Genomic DNA, 23,772 nt, shown 5'->3' on the forward strand with positions numbered 1-23,772 from the left:
CGAAATTCCACTTTCAAATTCTGTTCATTCGGTAGTAAATGATCTTAACTAAAAATTTCGGAAGATTGTGAAAAGGAAAAAACATGTTTGATATACCATGGCTTTTATTCATTGCAGCTTCGCTTGCAGTCATTATATCTCCGGGCCAAGATTTAATTATGGTTATGTCTCGTGGCTTAGGCCAAGGATCCAAAGCAGGTGTTATAGCCGCTTTAGGGATCTCGATTGGCTTGATGGGCCATACTATTCTCGCAGCTCTTGGTTTGGGTGCAATCCTTACAACATCGGAACTTGCTTTTGCTATTCTAAAATATATCGGTGCGGCCTATCTGTTTTATATTGGTATTAAACTTATTCTTTCTGGTAGTCACCACTTAGAAACCGAAGACAACAGCGACAAATCTGTCAAACGCGTTTTTATTGAAGGCACACTTTGCAATATCACCAATCCAAAAGTGACCCTGTTTTTCTTTGCATTTTTGCCACAATTTATTCCTGCAAATAGTGAAAATCCGACTCTTGGTATTTTTGCCATGGGCCTTTGTTACGCATGTCTAACCTTTATTTTGAAAACACCTGTTGGTTTTTTTGCAGGCCGTTTATCTAACTGGTTTAAGCAAAATCCAAATTTCCTAAATTGGGTTTTCAAATTCAGTGGATTTACCCTACTTGGGCTTGGCATTCGCCTAACACTGGAAGAAAGAGGCTAAGTTATTGTCACATCTCATTCCAGAATATGTGAAAGAAAATGTCCTGCTCATACCAGAAAACCTTTATGAAATGGATGACGCCCGTTGCGTGATGGCACATGGTGATGCCGCCATCTTTTATAAAAACATCCCACAATCTATGCTTGGCATCGAGTTTTTCACAAACACCCCTTGTCTTGCCTATGTCTTGAGCGGAAAGGAGACATTTTCTTCTTTTGAGGAAGATGAGATCATTCTGGAAAATGGACAACTACTCTTTATGCCCAAAAATTCATTTATGGTTTCTGATTTTGAAAAGATTGATGGTCCATTAGAAGCTTTCTTGTTTTTCTTTGACAAAAATACCATAGAACTTTTCTTGAAAAACAAGCTTCTCACCTTAAAGGAAACGAATAATAAGATTGCACCTTATAAATTAACATCAAATCCAAGCATTAACTCATATATGACATCACTATATGAAATTTATAAAGACATTCATCCATCAGTCGAAATGGTTCAATTAAAACTACTTGAGCTTCTAAACTTATTGGATCATCTGGACGAAAATAAAAACCTTAGGGCTTTTTTAAAAACGACCACAGATGATCAACCCAAACGCAACATTAAAAGATTACTTAAAAATCAACAATGCTGGCGATTAAACGTAAGAGAACTGGCCCAGCTTTCTGGGCGACCAATAACCAGCTTCAATAGAGACTTCAAAAGGCAATTCAATACCACCCCACAAAAGTGGCTTATGTCTGCCCGTCTCAATAAAGCCTATGATCTCTTAGAAAAATCTTCTCTATCCATTTCTGAAATTTCCATGGAAGTTGGATATGATAATATTTCACATTTTATATCTATTTTTAAAAAGAAATTTGGCACATCCCCTAAACAAATTCGCCTACAAAACAATTGGTAGAAAATCGGCATTTTTGGTGAAATCGGGATAGTTAGAAATCAGATTTTCCATATATTTCTCCTCATCAAATGAAGGAGAAAACAATGCCAGTTACCGTCACAATTCACGCAGAAGTAAAATCGGATATCTATCAAGATTTACAAATATTTCTCGAAGAAAACTTACCTAATGTGCGAGGCTTTAAAGGAGCCTTAAATGTCTCTGTATTCTTTAATTCAGAAACAAACAATTTTCTCATTCACGAAGAATGGCTCTCAAAAGCAGATCACCAAGAATATCTTAAATTTATCACTGAAAACGGGGTCATGGCACAATTGGCATCGTTTTTTATAGATACGCCAGCCATCAATTATTATTCAAAAGCAGCGTTATAATCCTGTTTAAATAAGGCAGCGAGGTGCCCAACCTTGCTGCCCCAATCTATACAGCCACATATTCTTCTATATTCTTCAATAGATATTCCTTAAACATCTGAACCGCGGGTGATTGCCCATGACGCGAAGGAGAAAGCAAACTTAACTGTGCACGTCCCGTCACCCAGTTTGGCAAAACATGCACTAAAGAGCCATCTTCAAGCTCATCACGACATGTATAAGAAGGTAGGTTTACAATACCAAGTCCTTTCACAGCCACCTTTTTCAAGCTACTCATGTCATCACTGGAATAGACGTTGCCATGAACAACTTTCTTTTCTAAGCCCTGTTCATTCCTTAACACCCAATGAGATGCGCTTGGCTGCCATCCAACATTGAGACTTTTTACATTTTCAAGCTCATCTGGATCATTCGGCATACCTAATTCCTTCACATAATCAGGACTTGCGAATAATTGCCAGGAAACAGTTGTGAGATAGCGCTGAACAACCGATGAATCCGGTAAAGGTTCCGTATGTCCCCGAATGGCTAAATCAATACCAGAAGATACCAAATCAACCGGCTGGTTTGTCACTTGTTGAATGAGTTCAATCTTTGGGTTTTCGCATAAAAATTTAACAACCAATTCCTGAATAGCAAACTGAGAAACCCCGACAGAGCAACTCATAATAATACGACCACTGATCGTGTCTTTTTTGGTAGATATGGCAGCTTCTGCCATTGCCATTTCATCCATCATCGCCTTAGCATGATTGTAAAATAGCTGCCCATATTCCGTGATCTTAAATTGTCTTGAAGTGCGTTGAATAAGCTTTACATCCAACCTTGCTTCCAAGTTAGACACATGACGGCTCAGTCTTGATTTAGGAATACCTAAAACTCTTGCGGCTGCAGAAAAGCCTTCTTTCTCCACCACATGTACAAAATAAAAATAGTCATTCAAATCAATCATCAGAATATCTTCATCTATCGTTCTAAATTTAGAACATATCTTTCTTTTATTGGCTATTTTAGCATTTATCGTTCCATTTTATATTACATCTAGTTTACAAATTTAAACAAGGTGTTCTTCTGATGAATAAGTTACATAGCCCAAATATAGTTACACAAAACACTTCAGCTGTTAAAATTTCAGCCAAGGTAGTAAGTAAACCTCTCAATATCGGGACCGGGTTTACAGCAAAGACTTTTCGCGAAAAAGACTTCGACCAACAAATGGATCCACTCGCCATGGTTGACCATTATGTCATGACCACCCCGACATTTGGCGCCCATCCACATGCGGGATTATCTGCTGTTTCCGTACTTTTTGAAGATAGTTCAGGCAAATTCCACAATCGGGATTCCCTAGGGAATGATTTTGATATCTTGCCAGGTGACTTATATTGGTTAAAAGCAGGTTCAGGTGCTGTTCATGATGAGGCGCCTCGTCCCAATGCCCGTATTCATGGCTTACAAGTCTTCGTGAATCTTCCAGCAAAACATAAAAAAGACGCGCCGGCGTCCAAACATGTCTCCGCCAAAGATATGCCGATCATTGAAGAAAACGGGGTGAGAGTTCGTATTGTTGCAGGAGAAAGCAATCATATTTCCGGACCAACTTCCCCAGCTTTACCGATGACCATTTTGGATGGGAAAATCCAACAAGACGCAAGTTTTCAACATGATTTAAACGCAAAAGAAAATGCGTGGATCTACGCGGTTGAGAATGACATCACCGTGAAGATTGCAGATCAAGTCATCATACTTTCAGCAGGTGAAGCCATCGCAATATCCAATTTAAATTCAAATGCACCACAAAATATCCAGTTTTCCAGCGCATCTATAGAAGAAGCGCATTTTGCCCTTTTTGCCGCCCAGCCTGTGGAAGAAGAATTCATCCAAAAAGGCCCCTTCATCTTGAGCAATGAAAAAGACATTCAACAAGCAGAAGCAGATTATGCCGCGGGCTTGTTTGGGTCTTTGGATTAATACAAATCTGGATTTAAGGATAAAAAAATGAAAATCGTTACTTTTGCCGCAAGCAACAGCAGTAAATCTATCAACAAAGAATTGATAAGATATGCAACCACATTCCTGACAGATCATGATGTGGAAATGATAGATATCAATGATTTCAAACTGCCAATCTACAGTGCCGATTTGGAAGAAAAACATGGTGTCCCGGATGCTGCATCCGATTTTTTAAACCATATCGAACAAGCCGACGCTTTGCTTATTTCCTATGCGGAGCATAATGGCAACTACACAGCCGCCTATAAGAACCTGTTTGATTGGGCCAGTCGTAAAAAGCTGGATGTTTATCATAAGAAGCCAATTATTATGTTATCCACTTCACCCGGCCCAAATGGGGCAAATACGGTGTTAAGCATGGCGAAAAATACCGCCCATTTTTATGATGGTACCGTTATCGCTTCTTTGTCCATTCCAAGTTTTTATGACAATTACGATCAGGAAAATATGAAACTGAAAGACGAGACCTTAAAAACAGAATTCGTGAATGTCTTAAACGCATTTAACAACGTTAAGATATAGGGAGATATAAACATGATCCCCAACAAATATCGTTTTTATGTGTTTTCCTTTATCATGTCCCTGCTGATGTCCGGGGCTATGTCATTCGCTTTTTTGGTGATGGAAAATATAACCTGGACAGTCGTTATGGAGAAATGGCCATTCTCTTGGTTTGTTTCCATGCTCATTGCCTTTCCCATGAGCCTGTTTATTGTCCCTCTCACAGACAAACTGGTATCTAGGCTTATGATGCAGGATGCATAGAAATTCAGGCGATATTCTTCTGTTTCTCCTGACGGCGCCGCACCACTTCGCGATGCAAAATATAAAGGCCACTGGCCACAATTAGCAAACTGCCCATCACTGTTGTTGAAGTTGGAATGGCGCCCCAGAAGAGCCACCCCCAAAGCACTGCAAAAGGAAGAGAACTATATTCAAAAGGCGCGACCGCATTGGCACGCCCCAAACGGTAAGCTTGACTGATACAGAAGAAACCAGCCGCCGAAATAAAACCCAGCGCAATGATCAATCCTATCTGCGTTAAGGTCGGTACAGACCAGGCACGCAAGAGATATTGCGCACTAGGATGGGAAATTTCATCCATCCAACCGCTGCCCAAAGTCAAGCCGACAATCCCACTTAAAGCAATAAAAGCCAGTTGCGAATAAAAAGTCATACCCAAGGCAGATTCCGTTGATCCCAGCTTACGAGCAAGCAGGCTTTGCGCGCTGTAAGCCACCGCAGATAAAAGCGCAAGGATCATCGCAGGCTCAATACCACTTGATCCGGGCTGTGCGACCAATATTACTCCGCCAAACCCGACAAAAATCGCCAACCAACTTCGGAGACCTACTTTTTCGCCAAGGAATGGAATGGATAATGCCACCACAAAAAGCGGACTTGTATAATAAAGCGGCATGGCATCCGCCAATGGCAAAACCGCTAATGCCATTGAAAATAAGGAAAAACACAGAAAACCTGCAAACCCACGTAAAAATGCCCAGACCGGCTGTTTCGATACAAAAGCACTTCTACCTTGTAGATAAAACATAATCGGGGAAATGATCATCAACGTGACCACACCGCGCAGGAAGATCACTTCTTGTAAGGCGATCTGATCACTAAAGAATTTCATAATCACATCTTGGACGGAAAATACGATCAACCCTAAAACCAGATATAAAATACCTTGTGATGTAGTATCATCCACATTCTGTTTTAACGCTGTATCCGACATTTATCTTCTGTCCAATCCTGAAATCTTATCAGAAAAGATGTTGCGCTTGATCGTCATTTAAGACCTGAATATTTACGACAGGATACTTCCTCTTCGCGCCGCACCTTCAAATTTTCCCCTAATCCATTCATTGCATCTACAGGACAGATTTTATGAGGGGGATATTCTATGGTTGCCCATATCCGAACCGTGGCTTTTCAAGGTATTGAGACAGTTGATGTCGATGTACAAGTTCAATTATCTTCAGGCCTGCCAGCTTTTTCCATTGTTGGACTAGCCGATAAAGCCGTATCCGAAGCAAGAGAACGTGTACGTTCGGCACTGACGGCACTAGGATTATCTCTGCCCGCCAAAAGGATCACTGTAAATTTATCTCCTGCCGATCTGCAAAAAGAGGGCAGCCATTATGACCTGCCCATCGCGTTGGGTTTATTGGCCTCTATGGAAATCCTGCCCTTGGAAGAATTAGACCAATATATTGTGATGGGAGAATTGGGGCTTGATGGCGGATTAGCCGCTGTTTCAGGTGTGTTGCCCACAGCGATTTCCGCCAATGCGGCGGAGAAAGGTTTAATCTGTCCAGCTGCTAATGGTGGTGAAGCCGCATGGGCAGGTGATATGGAAATCTTGGCACCTCGTCATTTGATGGAACTCATCAATCATTTCAAATCCGGACAATTACTCACCCGCCCGAAAGCAGTTCAAAATCACGAAACAACCACGTTGCCTGATCTCATAGATATCAAAGGGCAAGAAACCGCCAAGCGGGCGTTAGAAATAGCGGCTGCAGGTGGACATAATATGTTAATGACCGGCCCGCCCGGCGCCGGTAAATCCATGCTTGCGTCTCGATTGCCAAGTATCTTACCGCCGCTAGACAGTCGTGAAGCTTTGGAATTATCCATGATACGATCTGTGGCAGGTCAAATTGCCCAAAATGACAATGACACAGGTTTTATGAGTTTAACCCGCCCTTTTCGCGACCCACATCATTCAACATCGGTGCCTGCATTGATTGGCGGCGGACAAAAAGCAAAGCCCGGTGAAATCAGTCTCGCCCATAATGGCGTCCTCTTTTTGGATGAGTTACCTGAATTCGCCCGTGGTGCCTTAGAAGCCTTACGCCAACCCCTTGAAAGCAGCCGTGCCGTGGTTGCCCGTGTTAATGCGCATATTACTTATCCCGCCCGTGTTCAATTGATTGCAGCGATGAATCCTTGTCGATGCGGTCATCTGGCCGATATCGATATGGCTTGCAGCCGTGCCCCAAAATGCGGCGGAGATTATCAAGCCAAAATATCCGGGCCCCTTTTCGATCGTATTGATATTCATATCGACGTCCCCGCGGTGAGTGCTGCGGATCTAGTTTTACCACCCCCAAAAGAAAGTAGCGTTGACGTTGCAACACGTGTCTTAGCCGCACGCAAAATACAAATCAAACGCCTTGAAAAACTGGCCCCTGATCAAAACTGGCGCTGCAATGCTGAAATCGACGGGCAAGTATTAGAAGAAATCGCAGCACCAGATGAAACAGGTCGCAAATTATTGGTCGAAGCTGCCAATCAAATGAAACTATCGGCCCGCGGTTATCATCGTATCTTACGCGTGGCGCGCACCTTGGCCGATCTTCAAGCTGAGGATCATGTGCAAAAACATCATATCGCCGAAGCCATTGGATATCGCCGTCCTCAACTTCGACAGTAACAAGCCAGATTATTCTTTAACGAAATCGAATTTTTACATATGGCTTTTTCCATGGTGGCATTGTAGTTTTCCGTTATGACGGAAAATACAGACACAACATTAACACGCTTGCCAGCCCGATTGAAGGAAGCAAGACGTGACAAGGGGCTTTCACTGGAAGCTGTTGCGAATTTAAGTGGGGTTTCACGTTCCATGCTCAGTCAGATTGAGCGTGGGGAAAGTAGCCCTACCATCTCAACATTGTGGAATTTAACTCAAGCCCTGCAAATAGATTTTGCGGGCTTGCTGGCTGAAAACAAACAATCCGATAGCATCGAAGTTTTAAAGAATTCCGAAACACCCAGCATTGATAATATGGGTAATTCCTGTCGCATTCGGATTTTATCCCCACCCGAAGCCGCCGGGGGCCATGAAGTCTATGATATCCGGTTTGAAGCTGACGGCAGTCTTGAAAGTCATCCCCATGTGCAAGGAGCAAAAGAACATCTGACCGTCTTGGAAGGATCCATTCAAGTTACATCCGGTTCTGCCACCTCAGAATTAAGTCAAGGTGACACAGCCAGATATGCGGGTGATGTGGCTCATTCAATATCTGCGATTAATGGTCCCGCACGAATTTTTCTGATCGTGAAAGACGCCGGCACTTAAAATTCCACCAAACAAGAATTTTATCCGTTATATTGTATTTCTTTTATTGCGGATTTTTATCCGCTATGTTAGATGTTGATTTCGAGATGGGAGATCAGCATGACAAACACGTTCTATACACATATTGAAGACACACTTATTCAGATCGAAAAAGACGGGCTTTATAAAACCGAAAGACAGATAACATCGTCCCAATCCGGTCAAATTACCGTTGGCGACAAACAGGTTATTAACTTATGTGCCAATAACTATCTGGGCTTGGCAGATCATCCTGATCTCATCAAAGCTGCAAAAGATGCGATGAACCCAAAGGGGTTTGGTATGGCGTCAGTTCGATTTATTTGTGGTACACAGGATATCCATCGTGAATTGGAACAAAAGCTTGCGAAATTCCTGAACCAAGATGACTCCATTCTTTTCGCTGCATGTTTTGACGCAAATGGCGGTTTATTTGAACCCTTACTTGGACCGGAAGATGCCATTGTCTCAGACTCTTTAAACCATGCCTCCATCATCGATGGTATCCGATTATGTAAAGCCAAGAGATATCGTTATGCCAATAATGATATGGCCGATCTGGAAGATAAATTGAGACAAGCACGCCAAGACGGTGCACGTCATATTATGATCGCAACCGATGGCGTTTTCTCCATGGATGGCTATCTGGCAAACCTGCCTGCCATCAGAAAACTTGCGGATCAATATGAAGCTGTTTTGATGGTGGATGATTGTCATTCCACAGGTTTTATGGGCCCTCGTGGGGCGGGAACCGCAGATCATTTCGGCGTGAATGTAGATATTGTAACAGGTACCTTGGGCAAAGCTTTAGGCGGCGGCATTGGTGGATATATTGCAGGCCCGCAACCTGTTATAGATCTATTGAGACAACGGGCGCGCCCTTATTTATTTTCAAACTCCCTGCCCCCATCAATCGTGGCTGCGGGATTGGAAGCGATCAAATTAATTGAAAATGGATCAGCGCTTCGTCAGCGACTATTTGACAATACATCATACTGGCGACAAGGGTTAACCGAACTTGGCTTTGAATTGCTTGATGGAGATCATCCAATCGTCCCGGTAATGTTGGGTGATGCAAAACTGTCCCAACAAATGGCGAATAAATTATTTGAAGAAGGCGTTTATGTAACCGGCTTCTTCTTTCCGGTGGTGCCACATGGCAAAGCACGTATCAGAACACAGATGAATGCCGCCCTAACAAAAGATGATCTGGATACCGCCCTAACCGCTTTTGGTAAGGTTGGTAAAGAATTGGGGATCATATCATGAGCCATAGAATGAAAGCCCTTGAGAAATCCAAGCCGGAAGAAGGCCTATGGATGATTGAGGCGCCAATACCAGTTATTGAACCGCATGAAGTTTTAATTCGCATCCATAAAACCGCGATTTGCGGCACAGATATCCATATCTGGAACTGGGATTCCTGGGCCGCAGATACCGTCCCCTATCCGATGATTACCGGACATGAATTTGCAGGTGAGATCGTGGAATTAGGATCAGATGTAACAGGTTTGGAAATAGGCCAAAGATGTTCCGGTGAAGGTCATCTGATTGGCACTGACAGCCGTCAAAGCCGTTCCGGCAAATTCCATCTTGATCCCGGCACACGCGGTATCGGGGTGAATGAACAAGGTGCCTTTGCAGAATATCTAAAAATCCCCGCCTTTAATGTTATTCCTCTGCCAGATGATATTCCTGACGATATTGGTGCCATCCTTGATCCACTGGGAAATGCAGTACATACCGCTTTAAGCTTCGATCTCCTTGGGGAAGATGTATTGATTACCGGTGCAGGTCCAATTGGTATTATGGCGGCAGCTGTGGCACGACATGCAGGTGCCAGAAATGTTGCCATCACAGATATCAATCCACATCGACTGGAATTGGCGCAACATGTTGTCCCATCTGTCAGGACTGTCAATGTGGCAGAAGAAGATCTGAAAGATGTAATGACGGAACTTGGCCTGAAGGAAGGTTTTGATGTGGGCCTTGAAATGTCAGGCAATCAAAAGGCGCTTGATCAGATGGTGGACGTGTTAGTGATGGGCGGCAAAATTGCCCTATTAGGCATTCCCCCCGGGGAATCCCCGGTTGATTGGTCACGTATCGTATTTAAGGCCATCACCATCAAAGGCGTTTATGGTCGTGAGATGTTTGAAACCTGGTATAAAATGATTGCTATGTTGCAAAACGGTCTGGATGTCAGCCGTGTCATCACCCATCGGTTAAACGTGAATGATTTCAAGGAGGGTTTCACCACGATGAAATCCGGATATTCAGGCAAAGTCATTCTTGATTGGACTTAGACATAAAAGAAGGCAGAAGCATCATTCCTGAATATATGAATATACATTCGAGATAGTGCTTCTGCCTTAATATACTCTGATGCTAGACAATTTTCAGAGTGAATATATAAAGGGCAATTATTTCATATCTTCTGCTTTGACCCAGATTAACGCCCCTTTTTCGATGACATAATCTTTGCCATCTTCAGCCTTTAATGTTTCGCCATCTTCGATCAAGGCTGCAAATCCCCACCAGCCAGCTTTTGGCATGTTATAGGAAAACACCCCATTGGCATCTGCTTTAATCACCTGCGTGATAAAGCTGTCATTTGGCGCTTTGAGATTATCTTCATTTTTATGTTCTACTTCAATTTCAGCAAAAGGCACTGGCTTGCCATCTTGTAAGACAATGCCACGGAACGCATTATTGGTCCAAAGGCCGTAAGGGCGGCTTAGCGGCTGAATTTCAACAGGCAATCCAACCAATTCATCCCAAGCATCCCCGCCACCATTTGTCACAACTGTCTTTGTATAATGGACGATAAATTTACTTTCAGCAGGCTCAAAATAAGGTACTGGCTCTACATAAAAAGTGTAATCACCCATACGCTTTAACTTTTGGCTTGCATGCCATTTCAAATTTTCAAAACCAGATACCTGATCAAGTTGTGATAAAAGGTCTGTTTTCTGACCCTTATGCATCACCCCAAAAGATTTAGGGCGTTCCATCTTCATAAGAGGTCCATTTTCAAATGGATGTGTGAAGGTCATTTCAAGGGACACTTCTTTTCCATTGTCACCACCAAGAACATTTTTATCCGCTGTAATCTCTACAAAATGCGCAGACGCAGAATAACTCACAAGGGAAAAAGCCAAACCAAATGCAATTGACGCGATATTCTTCATAATCTTAAATCCTAAAGTTCATACTTTTTTTGTAAAAATCATACTCGTTTATACTTGTCAATCCAGTTGTATGATAATTATATGAAAATTATGAAAAAATTACGGTAATCGGGAGAGAAGAAAAATGGAAAGAATTACGATTTCGTTGGATGATGACCTGTTGGAGAAGTTCGATCTCTATATTCAGGAAAAAGGTTACACCAATCGATCTGAAGGTTTCCGGGATGCGATCCGACATCTCTTATCTCATTCCGATCAGATGGACCCCCAAGATGAAGAATGCCTAGGCTGTGTCAGTTACGTTTATGACCATAAAGAACGGATGCTTTCCTCCAAACTTGTTGAAACACAGCATCATCACCATAGTATCCCAACGGCGACCTTACATCTTCATGTGGATGAAAATAATTGCTTTGAGGCAACTGTTCTACGTGGCAAAACATCCGAAGTTCGATCCCTCGCAGATCAAATCACATCCCAGACAGGTGTCAAAAATGGGCACCTGCATTTGGTGCCCATTAAACCAATTTGATTTTCAGCCTGCTTTATTGTGGTGGCGTCAGGATTTGTACAGTCCAGTCACCTGAGCCGACCCGTAAGGCATGGATAGATTGCAGGTCAGGATCTTGCCGCCAGTTTCTGGCATCTTCCAAAGTTGGAAATTCAAGAATAACTGAGGCCTCATAGGTTTCAGGTTGGCCTTCCAGCACTTCTACCTTTGGTGTGGAGACTAATAATTTTCCATGATGCTTTTTTAATGGAATAGGGGCTTTTTCCCGATATTTAGCCAAAGCTTCCTGATTCAGATTACGGCCAAAGGCCAGACAATAAATAGACATTCCATTTCCTTTCTTTGATGAATTCCTTGCAAAGATAGGTATGATTAATCCGTGCGAAAATTATTGATAATTGCAAATCTAATGTGCAAAAATGTCAATATGAAAGATTGGGATGATTTAAAATTTATATTGGCTATTTATCGCAGTGGTGGGTTAAGCGCCGCAGCACGCGATCTTGGCGTCAACCATGCCACCGTTTCCCGTCGCCTGACGGCTTTTGAAGCGCGAAAATCTCTACGTCTGTTTGATCGCTTTTCAGATGGTATGAAACCAACCTCAACAGGTTTGAAAGTGATTGAAGCCGCCCAACAGATGGAACAACATTATCATGCCATTGATTTGGAATTGACGGCGCAAACAGATGATCTATCCGGCCCCTTGAAACTGGCAGTGCCCCAATTGATCCTCAAATTTTCATTGCTGGATATTCTTGCTGAATTCAAAGAGAAATACCCGCAAATAGACCTTCAAATCATTGCCACAAATGAAGCCAATATTCACAGACGAGAAGCCGATGTAACCATCTGCGGCACAGACAAACCTGAAAACAGTCTATGGGGGCGTAAATTACTTAGCCAGAAGCGAGGCTTTTATGGATCATCAGATTATCTGAAAAACCGAAATCCCGAAGCCCCTTTAAAGCTGGTGAATTTTATCTGGTATGGGGATAAAGTATTGCCCCAAATAAAAACCCATTACCCCAATGCAGAAATCATTGCCAAATTCGATGATATGGTGGCCGCCTTAAGTGCCATTGAAAATGGTATGGGCGTTGGTCGTATTCCCTGCATTATTGGAGAAAACACTCCAAACCTGATCCGATTATCCAAAACAGATTTGGAAGATTACTCTGATCTATGGTTGTTAACCCATCCGGATTTACGCAAAACCCCTAAAATCAAAGCCTTTATGGATTTCGTTGGCCCTGCGTTAATCAAGAAAAAGAATATATTTATGGGAATGACTTAGAACGCGTTTATTCTATCTCTTTTAAATGGCGTTTCGCCCAAGCCATCTCAAAAAGATCACCTTTCCAACGGTAAAGGATCATCGGCGCCATGATGGTTGAAACAAACGAAGGGCCAACAAGATAAAGCAGAGCTTTCACTAATCCACCTTCCAAAGTAAGTAGAAAGAACGCCATACACACACCATAGCAAATAGCATAGGTGATAAGAATGATGATTAAGGTCGTTCTGATACGATAATCATCCATATAGCTTCGTTGTAATCTTGCAGACGCGTATCTTGCTCTTAGGAAAATACTTGAGGGAATTTGCAAGAAAATCAATCTAAACACTATAGTCATGCAATATGCGATGCCTATAAAGGCTTGAGAAGACAAGTCAATCGGTGAATCAACCATCGACCACCCCTCTAAAATACCCTCCGCCATTAGGTAAGTAGTTAAGATAATGAATTGAAAGATATAAAAACAAACAAACTCAATACCCCATTCCAGAAACAGTAGTTTCAGATACTTTGGCAATACCAACTTACGCATTCTGCCTCCTCATCTTACGAGAATTCGCCCAAGCCATCTCAAAAAGGTCGCCTTTCCAACGATAAATAAATATCGGCGCAAGAATAGCTGCAACAAAAGGCTGCGCAGAAATTGGGATGAATCTTTTAACCTCATTTATATCTGTTAGAGCAACAAACCCAATCAAAATACTATAGGAAATAGCATATGTAATAGATATAATTAACAACGCATTTTTTAGACGATAAGAATTACGTTTCGCATATCTCATCCTCAAAAAAAGACTGATGGGAATTTGTAGAAATAATATTCTGGTAAGGAAAAAAGGTATTAATAATAAAGCAACGACTAGATAATCGCTGACTGGATAATCGCTGAATTTACCAGGTAAACCGACAAGCAGTACAGCCGAGCTAAACATCAGAATATAAAGTAAAACAAACTCGATACCCCATTCCAATAATAAGAATTTTATATAATTTGGTAATTTTATCTTAATTATCTGTATCATATAAATTATCCACCATTGCTTGTCCCAAACGAACTCTATGGTTCAAAAGTTGAAAATTATAATCACCTTTTGGGAACTCTTTCTCCATTGCAGCCAATACATCTCTATCAGCAATTATTCTCTCTAAAGGCCCATCTAAGTTATTATCGTCATTAATACCAATTAAAATTCCACTTCTATCTAGCTTAGGATATTCTTCAAAATATTTGTCAGTTAACTTCTCCACGTTCTCTTGCTCTAAAACAACAAGCGCATGATCGAGATCTCGTCCACGCAAACCCTCTAATCCCTTGATTTCTTTACCATGATACAAGTCTAGGAAGTTTTGATAGTTAATTTTTGCCAATTCATGATGCACAAACTGTAAATAAGTTCTCTCGGCATCAGTCATGCTAGAAGGAATATGTTGTAAAAAATATGGAAACAATTCCTTTTCGCTTACAAGCCCTAAGGCATTCCCAGATGTTACATCTTCTGCTGCTTTAAACCATTTGGATTTTATCGCCCCTTCCTTATTATTAAGCGCTATATGCATTTTCCCATAATTTTCACTATTCTCCAAAATTGTCTCGCCTGGTTCGATCGGGATTTCTAAAAGTTTTTTCTGTCCCTTCTCTTTATATGAAAGGGTCAAAGGCTTTTTTTCACGCTTTTGGGTATCGTAAGGAATTTGAGATATGTTTGGCCCTTCCAGATCATATCGAACCTTTGAATCTGCATTCTTTTTCAACACATCCGCATATTTTTGCAGGATCGGCCCTGTAATACCGCTTAATTTATGGGCAATTTCCGGGTCGGCCCGATAAACTCTTTTATTCAAATCATTTAAAACGGCTTCTCCCCCATTGGGATCATCCTGCATCATCTGATGAAATAAGTCTGGCAACCCGGTCATTTCCGATGACTTCGTGACCAAGGTATTTTTCAGACTTTCATTTTCCTGCTTTGCCGCCTCACTAATTTGTGGGTGAAACTGGCTTGCCGTTGGCTTTGACATAGGACCTGTCTGGCCTTGATGAACTTCTTTGGTCAGCTGAATAGGCGCAAATTTCGCAACAGGTCGTTTTATGGGTGCCTTTTTGAAGGATTGTGGACGTTCTTGAAATTCAGCCCTATCAAGAGTTGGCTTGGCTTTTGGTGCCTTAAACAAAGAATCTCCTTCTTCAGCTTCATCTTTCAACTCAACCATATTTGATCTCTTTTTGTTCTCTTCATTATTTACAGAAAGAGCTGTATTGAGCAAGGGTTTTTGATCCATATCCAAAGGGGCAAAAGTATCTACACTTTCATCATATCCATCTATCTCTGTGTCTTGTGACACATCATCGTCAAAATTGTTTTCTAACAAATTTGTAGGCTTAAGGGTCTGTATACCACCCATTCCACCTGATTTTTTATCCATTTGTGACGATTGTGCATCCGTACCATCTGAGATACCGCCCATATTTTGCTCCTTAATAAAATTACAGAAATCCGAATTTAAAACGAGATCAATATAGGAACAAAACTTCAATTGTCAATAAAAAAGAACATAAAGTGATCATTTATATATTATGAGTTATTGAATCAAAAAAGGACGCCTGATAAGACGCCCTTTTCTTTATCAAATTTTAAGCGTAAAACTTATTCAGCAGGTTCCCAATAGGTCATCGCATCCAGTTTCTTTTGACGGCGCTCTTCAGCGGGGAGTTTCCAGTTATGGTCAAAAGTAGCAGATTCCCAAGTTCCATACATTGGATTGGCAAACATAAACCATTTCGTCCCCCACATATGTGCGAATTTTTCCATGGCCGCTTCACGATCCGCCATAGACCCTTTTGCCGCATCTGTGAAATCACCAAAGTTATCGCCGAAATTCATAATCACACGATAATTTTCCGCCACATATGCACGACGCGGGCTTTTCTTGGAAGATTTCCATTCTTCCTTTTCACCACGCAAGATCACTGTGTCTTCGCTTTCATCAATCGGATATCCCAACGCTTTTAGATTATTGCGTGTTGCTTCTTCCAAAGGTGCTTTACGATTTGACACATAGAAGATTTTCACCCCACGGGATTCTGCCAGTTTGATGAAGTCCAAAGACCCAGGAATAGCGCCAGAAATTTCCGCATTCACAAAAGGCGCCCATGTTTTGGAACTGTAACTTTTACCTGCTTTGATTAACCATGCTTGATAGGCGGAATTATCCATCACAGTTTCATCCAAATCCAGAATAACCGCAGGCGGTTTAGAACTGAAATCACCTGTTTGTTCTTCTGGGACCGCGGTCCAGCTTTTATCTGCGATCGCCACATCCAGCATCAAGGATGCAAGTTTATAAGTGCCAATAGCATTTGCCTTATATTCGACAGATGTTTGTGTCCAAAGTGTCGCATCCAGCAAATCACTTTGTCCATGATCGTCCGCCATCGCAGGTGATAGTAATGCTGTGGATACCACCAAAGTCGCCAATAACTTTTTCATAATATAACCCCGTTTCTTATGCATTTTTGTAAAGAAACAATTATGTTACATTTTTATGACAAAATGCCTAGTGAAAAATACTACTCTAACGATATACATCTATCATGGCTTGGATCGCTTTTAACGATGTCGTATTCTTATGTCGGATTAAATGGGTAGTCATCTGGGCAATATGATCGGGCAGATAATCTATCTCCAGATCTTTTTTAAATCTGCATGTTTCTATCACCCAAGCAGGTATAATCGTATAGCCAAGCCCCATGGATACGCAGCTTAAAATACCATCCAAACTACCGAGTTCCATCTTACTAGCATAGGCTTCTCCTCGTTCTCGCTGCCAGTCCAGTGCACGGGTCCGATAGGCACATCCCTCTTTGAATAAGATTAAAGGTAAGGAAGTAATATCCGTCCCTTTTTGATGCAATATCACCAGAGTTTCTTCCTGCACTGCCTCAGCAACTAAATCGGGATGATCGATGGCACCAGATACAAAGGCGCAATCCAACTTATAATTTAATACAGCCTCTGCTAGAGGATTAGACGTATCTGTATGAACAGAAAGATGAAGTTGGGGAAATTCATCCCGCAATCGTTTGATAGAATGAGGCAATTTTAACGCAGCAAAGGTTTCCATAGATCCTATACGTAATTCCCCGGCATTCTCACCCGCTTCACGCACGGCGGTGCCAGCTTGCTTTTCCAGATGTAGCAATTGTTTGGCATATTCCAATAGCACTTTACCTTGCGGCGCAAGCTCCAGACCACGCCCCTTACGATAGAAAAGCTCAGCCCCAAGTTCTTCTTCCAACCGTTTGATACGAGAGGTCACATTGGATTGCACCGTGTTCAATTTACGTGAGGCAGAGATCACACCGCCCTCTTCCACCACAGCTTGAAATGTCTTTAATGCCTGCAATTCCATAATCAATCTCCATAAGGGAATAAATTATTCTATATAATTCACTATTCAAGATCAATGGAGAGGTCTATAGTCACCCTCAATGAATAACCGGAGAAATTCTATGCCATCTAACAACACAAGATTAAAAGTGCTTTTCGCAGGCGTTTGCAGCCTTGTGTTACTTATGGCCATAGCCCGGTTTTCATATACCTCCCTGCTTCCTGTCATGTTGGAACAAACCAGCCTAGACCATGCTTGGGGCGGATGGCTCGCAACCTTGAATTATATCGGTTATATGGCAGGTGCGTTGATCGCAGCCTCTATTAGTAATTTACGCCTCAAAGACACTCTTTATCGATGGGGTCTCATTCTGGCAATTTTAACCACCGCTGGCATGGGGTTGGCAGATAATATATGGCTTTGGGCTGTTTTACGAATTGTTTCGGGCCTTACCAGCGCGGCAGGCTTATTGCTGGCCTCTGGCTTAATCTTAAACTGGCTTTTACGCCATGGATTTCGCGGAGAACTAGGTATACATTTCAGTGGCATTGGCATTGGGATCGCCCTTCTGTCCGTCGTGGCAGAAATTTATCTTTTACCTCTTGCTTGGCAGGATCAGTGGTATTGGCTAGGCGCAGCAGGATTAATCCTGATCATCCCTGCTTGGCTTTGGATGCCAAGACCACCCAAAGTTATGCCTTTAGACCACCAAAAGAAATTGCGTGACAACCCACCCGGCAAACAATTCATTCAAATCCTGACAGTTGCTTATTTCTGCGCCGGGATTGGTTATGTGGTTAGTGCCACATTTATTGTGTCCATCATCAATGATTTACCGGGACTGGAAGGACAAGGGGCATGGGCCTTTGCCTTAATCGGTTTGGGGGCAGCCCCTGCCTGTATCCTTTGGGATTATATTTCCAGAAGCATCGGTCATGTGGGCGCCATGCTCATCGCTTATCTAATACAAGTGCCCTCTATCATCCTGCCAGCCCTTATTGTGACCGTGCCCAGCGCTTTGATTTCAGCATTTCTATTCGGGTTTTCATTCTTGGGGATTGTATGTATCGTCCTGACTATGGGTGGACTATATTATCCATCAAAACCCGCCAAGATGATGGGGAAAATGACCTTATCTTATGGCTTGGCACAAATTATCGGGCCCGCAATTATCGGCTATTTTGCCACTCGTTTTGGCAGTTATGATTTCGGCCTCTACATGGCATCGGGTGCGATGATTTTTGGAAGCATCTTAATCATCTGGCTGAAACTTATTGAAAAGAAAAAACTTCAACCTGCTTTAGCCTAATTTTGGAAGCCTCTTCCCGTAACCTGTGGCTTTTTCAAAGGCATATGCAATTTTCATAACCAACTGGTCTTCGCCTTTGCGACCTGTAATCATAATACCATGTGGCATCCCATCACTTGTAAATCCACATGGTAAAACGATAGATGGCAAACCAAGCAAAGGGGCCAGATAAAGGGCTGACCAGTCACATTGGCCTTCTCCTTCATAGTCCAGCGCCCCATATGCTAAACAATTATGGACAGGTGAAATAATCACATCGTGTTTTTGCATGAAATTTTGTATCTGGACCCTTAAATGATCCCGCGCATTGAACATTTCATAAATCTCTTTGGCAGACATCAACATATAAGCATCCACATTTGCCTGAATAGATGGTTTTACGGATCGATCTTTTAATGCGGCGTCCAAGACCAAAGAAGGCAATCCCTTTACATAGCCATAAGCATTAAAATCTTTATATAGCTTTCTATAAACTACGCCCAACGACATGGTATCACGTGATACCAACAGACCTGCTTCTTCAAAAACCTTGGCGTGATCTTCAAATAAATTCGCCATTTCAGGATTTAAATCCCAGCCTGCAAAATCCGTCATCCATGAAATAGTGAGGCCTTTGGGTAAATTCGCAAGATTTTGATGATCAAAAAATTCCCCATTTGGATAAGAGATGGCAGAATTTACATCAGGCCCTGCAACTGCCTGCATAAATAGGGCTGCATCCTGAACCGTTCTGGCAAAAATACCAGCTGTACTTGTATCACCATCTGCTAAAGAACCGACAGGCCCCGGTATCCACCCGGATGAAGGACGAAACCCGACCAGATTTGTCCAACTGGCAGGGGATCGAACCGACCCACCTATATCACTACCATCAGCCAAAGCCACACAGCCGCTCGCCAAGGCTACAACCCCACCGCCGCCACTTCCACTGCAAGTTTTATCAATATTCCAAGGATTTTTTGACAGGCCAAAAATTTCATTGATGGTAATGCCACCGGATGCGCAATCCGGTGTATTGCTTTTTCCGACAATTAAGGCGCCAGCTTCTCGTTCACGACGCACCAAAAGATCATCTTTGCTTGGTATATAATCTTTAAAGAAAGGACTGCCTTTCGTGGATCTTAATCCTTTGGTCTCAAACACATCCTTTACGGCAAGCGGTAATCCAAAGAGTAATCCTGATTTGTCAGATTGGTTATCAAGCTGTTTTGCCTTGTGTCTAGCTTCCTCAAAATTCAACGTGACCAAGCCATTATAGATCGGGTTCACTTTTTCTATTTGAGAGATAAATGCTTCTAACAGTTCTGAAACGCCCAACTCACCAGATTGGATCATCTGACGTAATTCAACAGCAGATCGAAAGCAAAGTTCGGACATGGTTCAACACAATCTTGAATATAGAATAAACCTATAGAGAAACAGGTTCCCCATGAGGCGTATCTAAATAAGCTTGTCGCCATTGTTCTTTACGCGACTGCATATCCCCCAAAGACACCATATTCTTGGACGCCACCATTTCCTCAAGACAATTGATCCAATGAAGATAATAGGTATCGCCTAAATCAGGGTCCCCTGCCGCTTGGGCTTTTTTGATCTGCTGGCTGAATTCTTCAACCCATTCCTGCCATGTGAAATAGCCGTCTTCGCAAAGCTTAACCGCCATGGCAAAGGCCTGCGCCTGCCAAGGTTCTGCAAAAACTGGCCCTTCTTCATCCTTTGGCAAAAGCGGCATATTCAGACAGATATTTTGCTGCGCGTCACTCATCACACTTTCTCCAGATAAGGTTGCCAAAGATCCACATGGACATCCACATCCCCTTCAGGACCCCAGATATCCTTGCCATCAAATCGCACATTATAAAGATGATCGGCCACCTTATTACCTGTTGAATTTTCGTCCGGATAGATAAAGGATCCGAAATATTCGACAATCTCCCCCACATGACCACGTACATAACGTGGGGCACGTGTGTGACCCGTCGGGTTCATCATCTTAACTCTAACCCTATCGCCAACTTGGAAGATTTGAGGTTGATCGGTGGGAAAGTCACAAGGACCCCCCTTATCCAAAATGGCTGCGACTTGTTCAGGACCAACGCGTTTATCCTGAATATCTTGAGGCACAGGTTGTTGCATCTTACCTGTCTCTATTTCCTCTTGGGTCGCAAGGCCTGTTTCAACCAGTAATTTTTCCACGCCCGCCATCCAGTTTTCGTAATAACTGTTGGATAGATACTTTACAGGGTGCTGTCTTTCTCTGGCATGGCGGGAAATATCGATATTCCATTGTCCTAAAAAGCCAGTCGTTAAAGTAAGGCCTAATGCGCGCTTTTCCCATTCTGCATGGAATAGCGGCTCTTCCTTTTCTGCTTCGGGATTGATGGGTCCAAGCCCATGCATTCCACCTAAATCATGTGGGCCATTCATCTTATGCTTCCCCCGGATTTAAAGCTTCTTCCACACCAATCATGCTATTACGGGAAATCAGCTCTTCCAATTGTTCCTCGGTCCAACCATCTGTTCCTGCTGGGCGTTGAGGCATCACCAGAAAACGCATCTCGGATGTGGAATCCCAAACTTTGATTTTCTTACCTGCAGGTAATTCAGTACCAAATTCGGCCAATACAGATTTCGGATCAGACACCACACGGGCCCGATATGGGGCAGATTTATACCAAACGGGTGGTAAACCAAGCACAGTCCAAGGGTAACAGGAACATAAAGTACAAACGACGACATTATGTATATCATCTGTATTCTCAACGATTTTCATATGTTCACCCTGACGGCCTGTATAACCAAGTGACGCAATCGCAGCCGTAGCATCGTCCAATAACCAACCTTTAAATTCGGCATCAGTCCAAGCCTTAGCGATCACCTTAGCCCCGTTTCGCGGCCCGACTTTTGTCTCATAAATCTCAACAATTTCATCAATGGTCGCTGGATCAACCAGTCCTTTTTCCACCAAAAGGCTTTCTAACGCCTTGACCCGAAGTGCCGGATCTTTTGGCGGTTCCGTATGGTCATGTCCGTGATGATGTTTATGTTCTTTTTGCCCCATGCCCGCTCACCTTATACTAAATTTTTCGTTATAATTAAGATAATTACGTTTTTTTTGTTTCCTAATTTAAACATCTATCCAATAATATAGGAACAAAATAAACAGGATCAATCTGAACAAGTCATATGACGGAACAGCACGAGATAAAAAAACCAATCAAATTCAAGATCAGTATCCTGATCGCAGTCATGCTTCTGGTTGTTACTTCTATCTCAGCAGTGAGTTCCTATATTTTTTTCTGGGAAGAGTTTCAAAAACTCGAACAACAAGATGCAGACCTGAACCGGGATCGTATCCGTATTGGTTTCTTTGACAAGCTGGAAACGCTGCACTTATCTGCACTTCATTTATCTTCCGCAAATGATACCTATAGCTTTGTGAAAGGTATGTTTGATTGGCAGCGTGAATCCTACATTAAGTCTTATCTGACCAAAGCCACCTTCTGGAACAATAATATTGATGTCATGATCTTTATGAATCTGGAGGAAGAAGCTGTCTGGGCCAAAGAATTTAACTCAGACACTGGTATGACACATCCTGTAAATGAAGATATTCTTTCCTTCTATAAAAGTTTCAAACCTTTTAGTAAGGCCGGTAAATATGGTTTATATGTGAAGGAAAGCCGTGTCTTTATGGCCTCAACACGTCCCATATTCAGAAGCAATAGCCTAGGGGAACGTATTGGTTATTTAACAGTAATGCGTGCTGTAGATACGGAATTCATCAATGCTTTCAACGTGGAATTTGGATCAAAGATCACCGTAAAGGTTATTCCTAAAAATGTACCTACCTTGAAAAATCTAAAACCAAAAGATGGTTGGGGACAATTCACCGAAACGGATGAACGCGTCAGTTTCTTTAATATCAGTAGCCTGAACAGTGATTATATCGTCAATATCAATGTTTATTCTGAAAGGGAAATAACCCGTAAGGCTCAATTAGCGGTTCTATGGAATGCGGCGGTTATTCTCGCTGGTATGGCATTGGTTTTCTTTGGGTTATTAAAAAGTCTGGATTTCATTGTCGTGACACGTTTAAAAGCCATGGCAAAAACCATTCTGAATATCGGGCAAGAAGAAAATCACAGGATTAGATTAAATGATGATGGCCAAGATGAAGTCAGTCTAATTGCCCATGAAGTGAACAAGATGCAAGATCGTATCCTTGAGCTTGCTTTAAATGACCATCTGACGAACTTACCAAATCGTCGCTTATTTGAAGATCGCATGGCTTCGGCTTTGGAACGTGGACGTCGAGAAAACACACATGTATCTCTTCTTTTCCTAGACCTGAATGGCTTTAAAACTGTGAATGACACTTTGGGACATCAAGTGGGGGACGAATTACTGGTTCGTGTGGCAAGACGATTGAAATCTATCACCCGTGCAACAGATAGTTTGGCTCGTCTTGGTGGTGATGAATTTGGTCTGATCATGGAATTAAATCCGGACGAAGATTTACAGGCCATTGATGCTGTATGCGAAAAAATTGTCACAACACTTGAACGTCCTTTCCTTATTCAAGACAAACCGATCAATATCTCAACGTCGATTGGCATTTCCATCTACCCAGACCATGCCGAAGATGCCACCACCATGATCCGATATGCGGATATTGCCATGTATGCCTCTAAGGCTATGAAAAACAGTAAAGATCCTGACAACAAGCCATGGCGCTATTTTACTTCAGAAATGGAAATTAAAGATTAAACCTGTCATCAATATCCCATTCTTGCAGTTAGTTATATCAATCCGGTTGGTTTATTTTCCAAAAACATAGAAGCTGAAATATTGGAAAATATCGGATTTAAGATAAAAAACTTCAAAAAATTGGCGGTTTTTGGCCTGCAAATACTTGCATGAACCGATTTTCCTTCCTATATACCCATCGAACAAAAAC

Annotated in this window: 27 protein-coding genes; 14 read left to right on the top strand and 13 right to left on the bottom strand. The window is 42.3% G+C overall.

From position 1 onward, the window contains the following. The first annotated feature begins 83 nt into the window (after positions 1–83). The 3 genes from ACOQOA_RS09370 (at position 84) to ACOQOA_RS09380 (ending at position 1,991) form a co-directional block, all read left to right on the top strand. Positions 84–710, top strand: a complete 627-nt coding sequence (locus tag ACOQOA_RS09370) for a LysE family translocator (protein WP_420548380.1) — start codon at positions 84–86, stop codon at positions 708–710. A 70-nt stretch (positions 711–780) separates the two neighbouring features. Then, a complete protein-coding gene (locus ACOQOA_RS09375; RefSeq protein ID WP_420548381.1) occupies positions 781–1,617 on the top strand; it encodes a helix-turn-helix domain-containing protein in 837 nt (278 codons plus the stop codon). An 83-nt stretch (positions 1,618–1,700) separates the two neighbouring features. Then, positions 1,701–1,991: a putative quinol monooxygenase gene (locus ACOQOA_RS09380; RefSeq protein WP_420548382.1), complete on the top strand. Its 291-nt coding sequence runs from the start codon at positions 1,701–1,703 to the stop codon at positions 1,989–1,991. 46 nt (positions 1,992–2,037) lie between these two features. Here the strand turns inward: ACOQOA_RS09380 and ACOQOA_RS09385 are convergent, their stop codons facing one another. Next, positions 2,038–2,943, bottom strand: a complete 906-nt coding sequence (locus ACOQOA_RS09385) for a LysR substrate-binding domain-containing protein (protein ID WP_420548383.1) — start codon at positions 2,941–2,943, stop codon at positions 2,038–2,040. A gap of 122 nt (positions 2,944–3,065) precedes the next feature. Here ACOQOA_RS09385 and ACOQOA_RS09390 point away from each other — a divergent pair, with 122 nt between their 5' ends. Genes ACOQOA_RS09390 through ACOQOA_RS09400 form a run of 3 tightly spaced genes read left to right on the top strand, consistent with a single transcriptional unit; the run spans position 3,066 to position 4,769 of the window. Continuing rightward, positions 3,066–3,962 (top strand): pirin family protein, encoded by an 897-nt coding sequence (locus tag ACOQOA_RS09390; protein ID WP_420548384.1) that lies wholly within the window; start codon positions 3,066–3,068, stop codon positions 3,960–3,962. 27 nt (positions 3,963–3,989) lie between these two features. After that, positions 3,990–4,526: an NADPH-dependent FMN reductase gene (locus tag ACOQOA_RS09395; protein WP_420548385.1), complete on the top strand. Its 537-nt coding sequence runs from the start codon at positions 3,990–3,992 to the stop codon at positions 4,524–4,526. Positions 4,527–4,538: 12 nt separating this feature from the next. Further along, the gene (locus tag ACOQOA_RS09400) at positions 4,539–4,769 is read left to right on the top strand and encodes a DUF2798 domain-containing protein (protein WP_420548386.1); all 231 of its coding nucleotides are present in this window, start codon (positions 4,539–4,541) and stop codon (positions 4,767–4,769) included. Between the two features lie 4 nt (positions 4,770–4,773). On the opposite strand, the gene ACOQOA_RS09405 is transcribed toward ACOQOA_RS09400, so the two are convergent. Then, the gene (locus ACOQOA_RS09405; RefSeq protein WP_420548387.1) at positions 4,774–5,742 is read right to left on the bottom strand and encodes a DMT family transporter; all 969 of its coding nucleotides are present in this window, start codon (positions 5,740–5,742) and stop codon (positions 4,774–4,776) included. A 168-nt stretch (positions 5,743–5,910) separates the two neighbouring features. Here ACOQOA_RS09405 and ACOQOA_RS09410 point away from each other — a divergent pair, with 168 nt between their 5' ends. The 4 genes from ACOQOA_RS09410 (at position 5,911) to tdh (ending at position 10,418) form a co-directional block, all read left to right on the top strand. Beyond that, positions 5,911–7,446 (top strand): YifB family Mg chelatase-like AAA ATPase, encoded by a 1,536-nt coding sequence (locus ACOQOA_RS09410; protein ID WP_420548388.1) that lies wholly within the window; start codon positions 5,911–5,913, stop codon positions 7,444–7,446. Positions 7,447–7,521: 75 nt separating this feature from the next. After that, positions 7,522–8,094 (top strand): helix-turn-helix domain-containing protein, encoded by a 573-nt coding sequence (locus ACOQOA_RS09415; protein ID WP_420548389.1) that lies wholly within the window; start codon positions 7,522–7,524, stop codon positions 8,092–8,094. 99 nt (positions 8,095–8,193) lie between these two features. Then, complete coding sequence (locus ACOQOA_RS09420; protein WP_420548390.1) at positions 8,194–9,381, top strand: glycine C-acetyltransferase; 1,188 nt, start codon at positions 8,194–8,196, stop codon at positions 9,379–9,381. Positions 9,382–9,389: 8 nt separating this feature from the next. Further along, positions 9,390–10,418: an L-threonine 3-dehydrogenase gene (gene tdh, locus ACOQOA_RS09425; RefSeq protein ID WP_420550099.1), complete on the top strand. Its 1,029-nt coding sequence runs from the start codon at positions 9,390–9,392 to the stop codon at positions 10,416–10,418. A 117-nt stretch (positions 10,419–10,535) separates the two neighbouring features. Here the strand turns inward: tdh and ACOQOA_RS09430 are convergent, their stop codons facing one another. Beyond that, entirely contained in the window at positions 10,536–11,303 is a 768-nt protein-coding gene (locus ACOQOA_RS09430) for a DUF4198 domain-containing protein (RefSeq protein WP_420548391.1), read from the bottom strand. Positions 11,304–11,427: 124 nt separating this feature from the next. On the opposite strand from ACOQOA_RS09430, the gene nikR reads away from it, so the two are divergent. Further along, the gene (gene nikR / locus ACOQOA_RS09435) at positions 11,428–11,835 is read left to right on the top strand and encodes a nickel-responsive transcriptional regulator NikR (protein WP_420548392.1); all 408 of its coding nucleotides are present in this window, start codon (positions 11,428–11,430) and stop codon (positions 11,833–11,835) included. A gap of 13 nt (positions 11,836–11,848) precedes the next feature. On the opposite strand, the gene ACOQOA_RS09440 is transcribed toward nikR, so the two are convergent. Then, positions 11,849–12,142 carry a DUF1330 domain-containing protein gene (locus ACOQOA_RS09440; RefSeq protein ID WP_420548393.1) on the bottom strand — a complete coding sequence of 98 codons (294 nt, stop codon included), beginning with the start codon at positions 12,140–12,142 and terminating at the stop codon, positions 11,849–11,851. Between the two features lie 99 nt (positions 12,143–12,241). Here ACOQOA_RS09440 and ACOQOA_RS09445 point away from each other — a divergent pair, with 99 nt between their 5' ends. After that, positions 12,242–13,111, top strand: a complete 870-nt coding sequence (locus ACOQOA_RS09445; RefSeq protein ID WP_420548394.1) for a LysR family transcriptional regulator — start codon at positions 12,242–12,244, stop codon at positions 13,109–13,111. A 7-nt stretch (positions 13,112–13,118) separates the two neighbouring features. Here ACOQOA_RS09445 and ACOQOA_RS09450 read toward each other — a convergent pair whose 3' ends face one another. The 5 genes from ACOQOA_RS09450 to ACOQOA_RS09470 all read right to left on the bottom strand — a co-directional run bounded on the left by ACOQOA_RS09450 (position 13,119) and on the right by ACOQOA_RS09470 (position 17,524). After that, positions 13,119–13,646: a hypothetical protein gene (locus ACOQOA_RS09450; RefSeq protein ID WP_420548395.1), complete on the bottom strand. Its 528-nt coding sequence runs from the start codon at positions 13,644–13,646 to the stop codon at positions 13,119–13,121. Continuing rightward, complete coding sequence (locus tag ACOQOA_RS09455) at positions 13,639–14,136, bottom strand: hypothetical protein (protein ID WP_420548396.1); 498 nt, start codon at positions 14,134–14,136, stop codon at positions 13,639–13,641. Before ACOQOA_RS09455 ends, ACOQOA_RS09450 begins: the two co-directional genes overlap by 8 nt. Continuing rightward, entirely contained in the window at positions 14,120–15,538 is a 1,419-nt protein-coding gene (locus ACOQOA_RS09460; protein ID WP_420548397.1) for a hypothetical protein, read from the bottom strand. The genes ACOQOA_RS09455 and ACOQOA_RS09460 overlap by 17 nt, the downstream gene beginning before the upstream one ends. A 221-nt stretch (positions 15,539–15,759) precedes the next feature. Then, entirely contained in the window at positions 15,760–16,602 is an 843-nt protein-coding gene (locus ACOQOA_RS09465; RefSeq protein ID WP_420548398.1) for a 5'-nucleotidase, lipoprotein e(P4) family, read from the bottom strand. Between the two features lie 85 nt (positions 16,603–16,687). Then, positions 16,688–17,524, bottom strand: coding sequence for a LysR family transcriptional regulator (locus ACOQOA_RS09470; protein ID WP_420548399.1), 837 nt, complete (start codon positions 17,522–17,524; stop codon positions 16,688–16,690). Positions 17,525–17,624: 100 nt separating this feature from the next. Between ACOQOA_RS09470 and ACOQOA_RS09475 the strand changes: the two genes are divergently transcribed. Next, positions 17,625–18,812 (top strand): YbfB/YjiJ family MFS transporter, encoded by a 1,188-nt coding sequence (locus tag ACOQOA_RS09475; RefSeq protein WP_420548400.1) that lies wholly within the window; start codon positions 17,625–17,627, stop codon positions 18,810–18,812. Here the strand turns inward: ACOQOA_RS09475 and ACOQOA_RS09480 are convergent. Genes ACOQOA_RS09480 through nthA form a run of 4 tightly spaced genes read right to left on the bottom strand, consistent with a single transcriptional unit; the run spans position 18,804 to position 21,873 of the window. Next, on the bottom strand, positions 18,804–20,189 hold the full coding sequence (locus ACOQOA_RS09480; RefSeq protein WP_420548401.1) for an amidase: 1,386 nt from the start codon (positions 20,187–20,189) through the stop codon (positions 18,804–18,806). The genes ACOQOA_RS09475 and ACOQOA_RS09480 overlap by 9 nt on opposite strands. Positions 20,190–20,220: 31 nt before the next feature. After that, positions 20,221–20,577: a nitrile hydratase accessory protein gene (locus tag ACOQOA_RS09485; RefSeq protein ID WP_420548402.1), complete on the bottom strand. Its 357-nt coding sequence runs from the start codon at positions 20,575–20,577 to the stop codon at positions 20,221–20,223. Beyond that, positions 20,577–21,239 (bottom strand): nitrile hydratase subunit beta, encoded by a 663-nt coding sequence (gene nthB / locus ACOQOA_RS09490; protein ID WP_420548403.1) that lies wholly within the window; start codon positions 21,237–21,239, stop codon positions 20,577–20,579. The genes ACOQOA_RS09485 and nthB overlap by 1 nt, the downstream gene beginning before the upstream one ends. Position 21,240: 1 nt before the next feature. Beyond that, entirely contained in the window at positions 21,241–21,873 is a 633-nt protein-coding gene (nthA, locus tag ACOQOA_RS09495; RefSeq protein WP_420548404.1) for a nitrile hydratase subunit alpha, read from the bottom strand. Positions 21,874–21,998: 125 nt separating this feature from the next. On the opposite strand from nthA, the gene ACOQOA_RS09500 reads away from it, so the two are divergent. After that, the gene (locus ACOQOA_RS09500) at positions 21,999–23,582 is read left to right on the top strand and encodes a diguanylate cyclase domain-containing protein (protein WP_420548405.1); all 1,584 of its coding nucleotides are present in this window, start codon (positions 21,999–22,001) and stop codon (positions 23,580–23,582) included. The last annotated feature ends 190 nt before the right edge of the window (positions 23,583–23,772 follow it).

This window comes from Curvivirga sp., from assembly GCF_965219885.1.
Taxonomy (GTDB): Bacteria; Pseudomonadota; Alphaproteobacteria; order UBA8366; family Aestuariispiraceae; genus Curvivirga.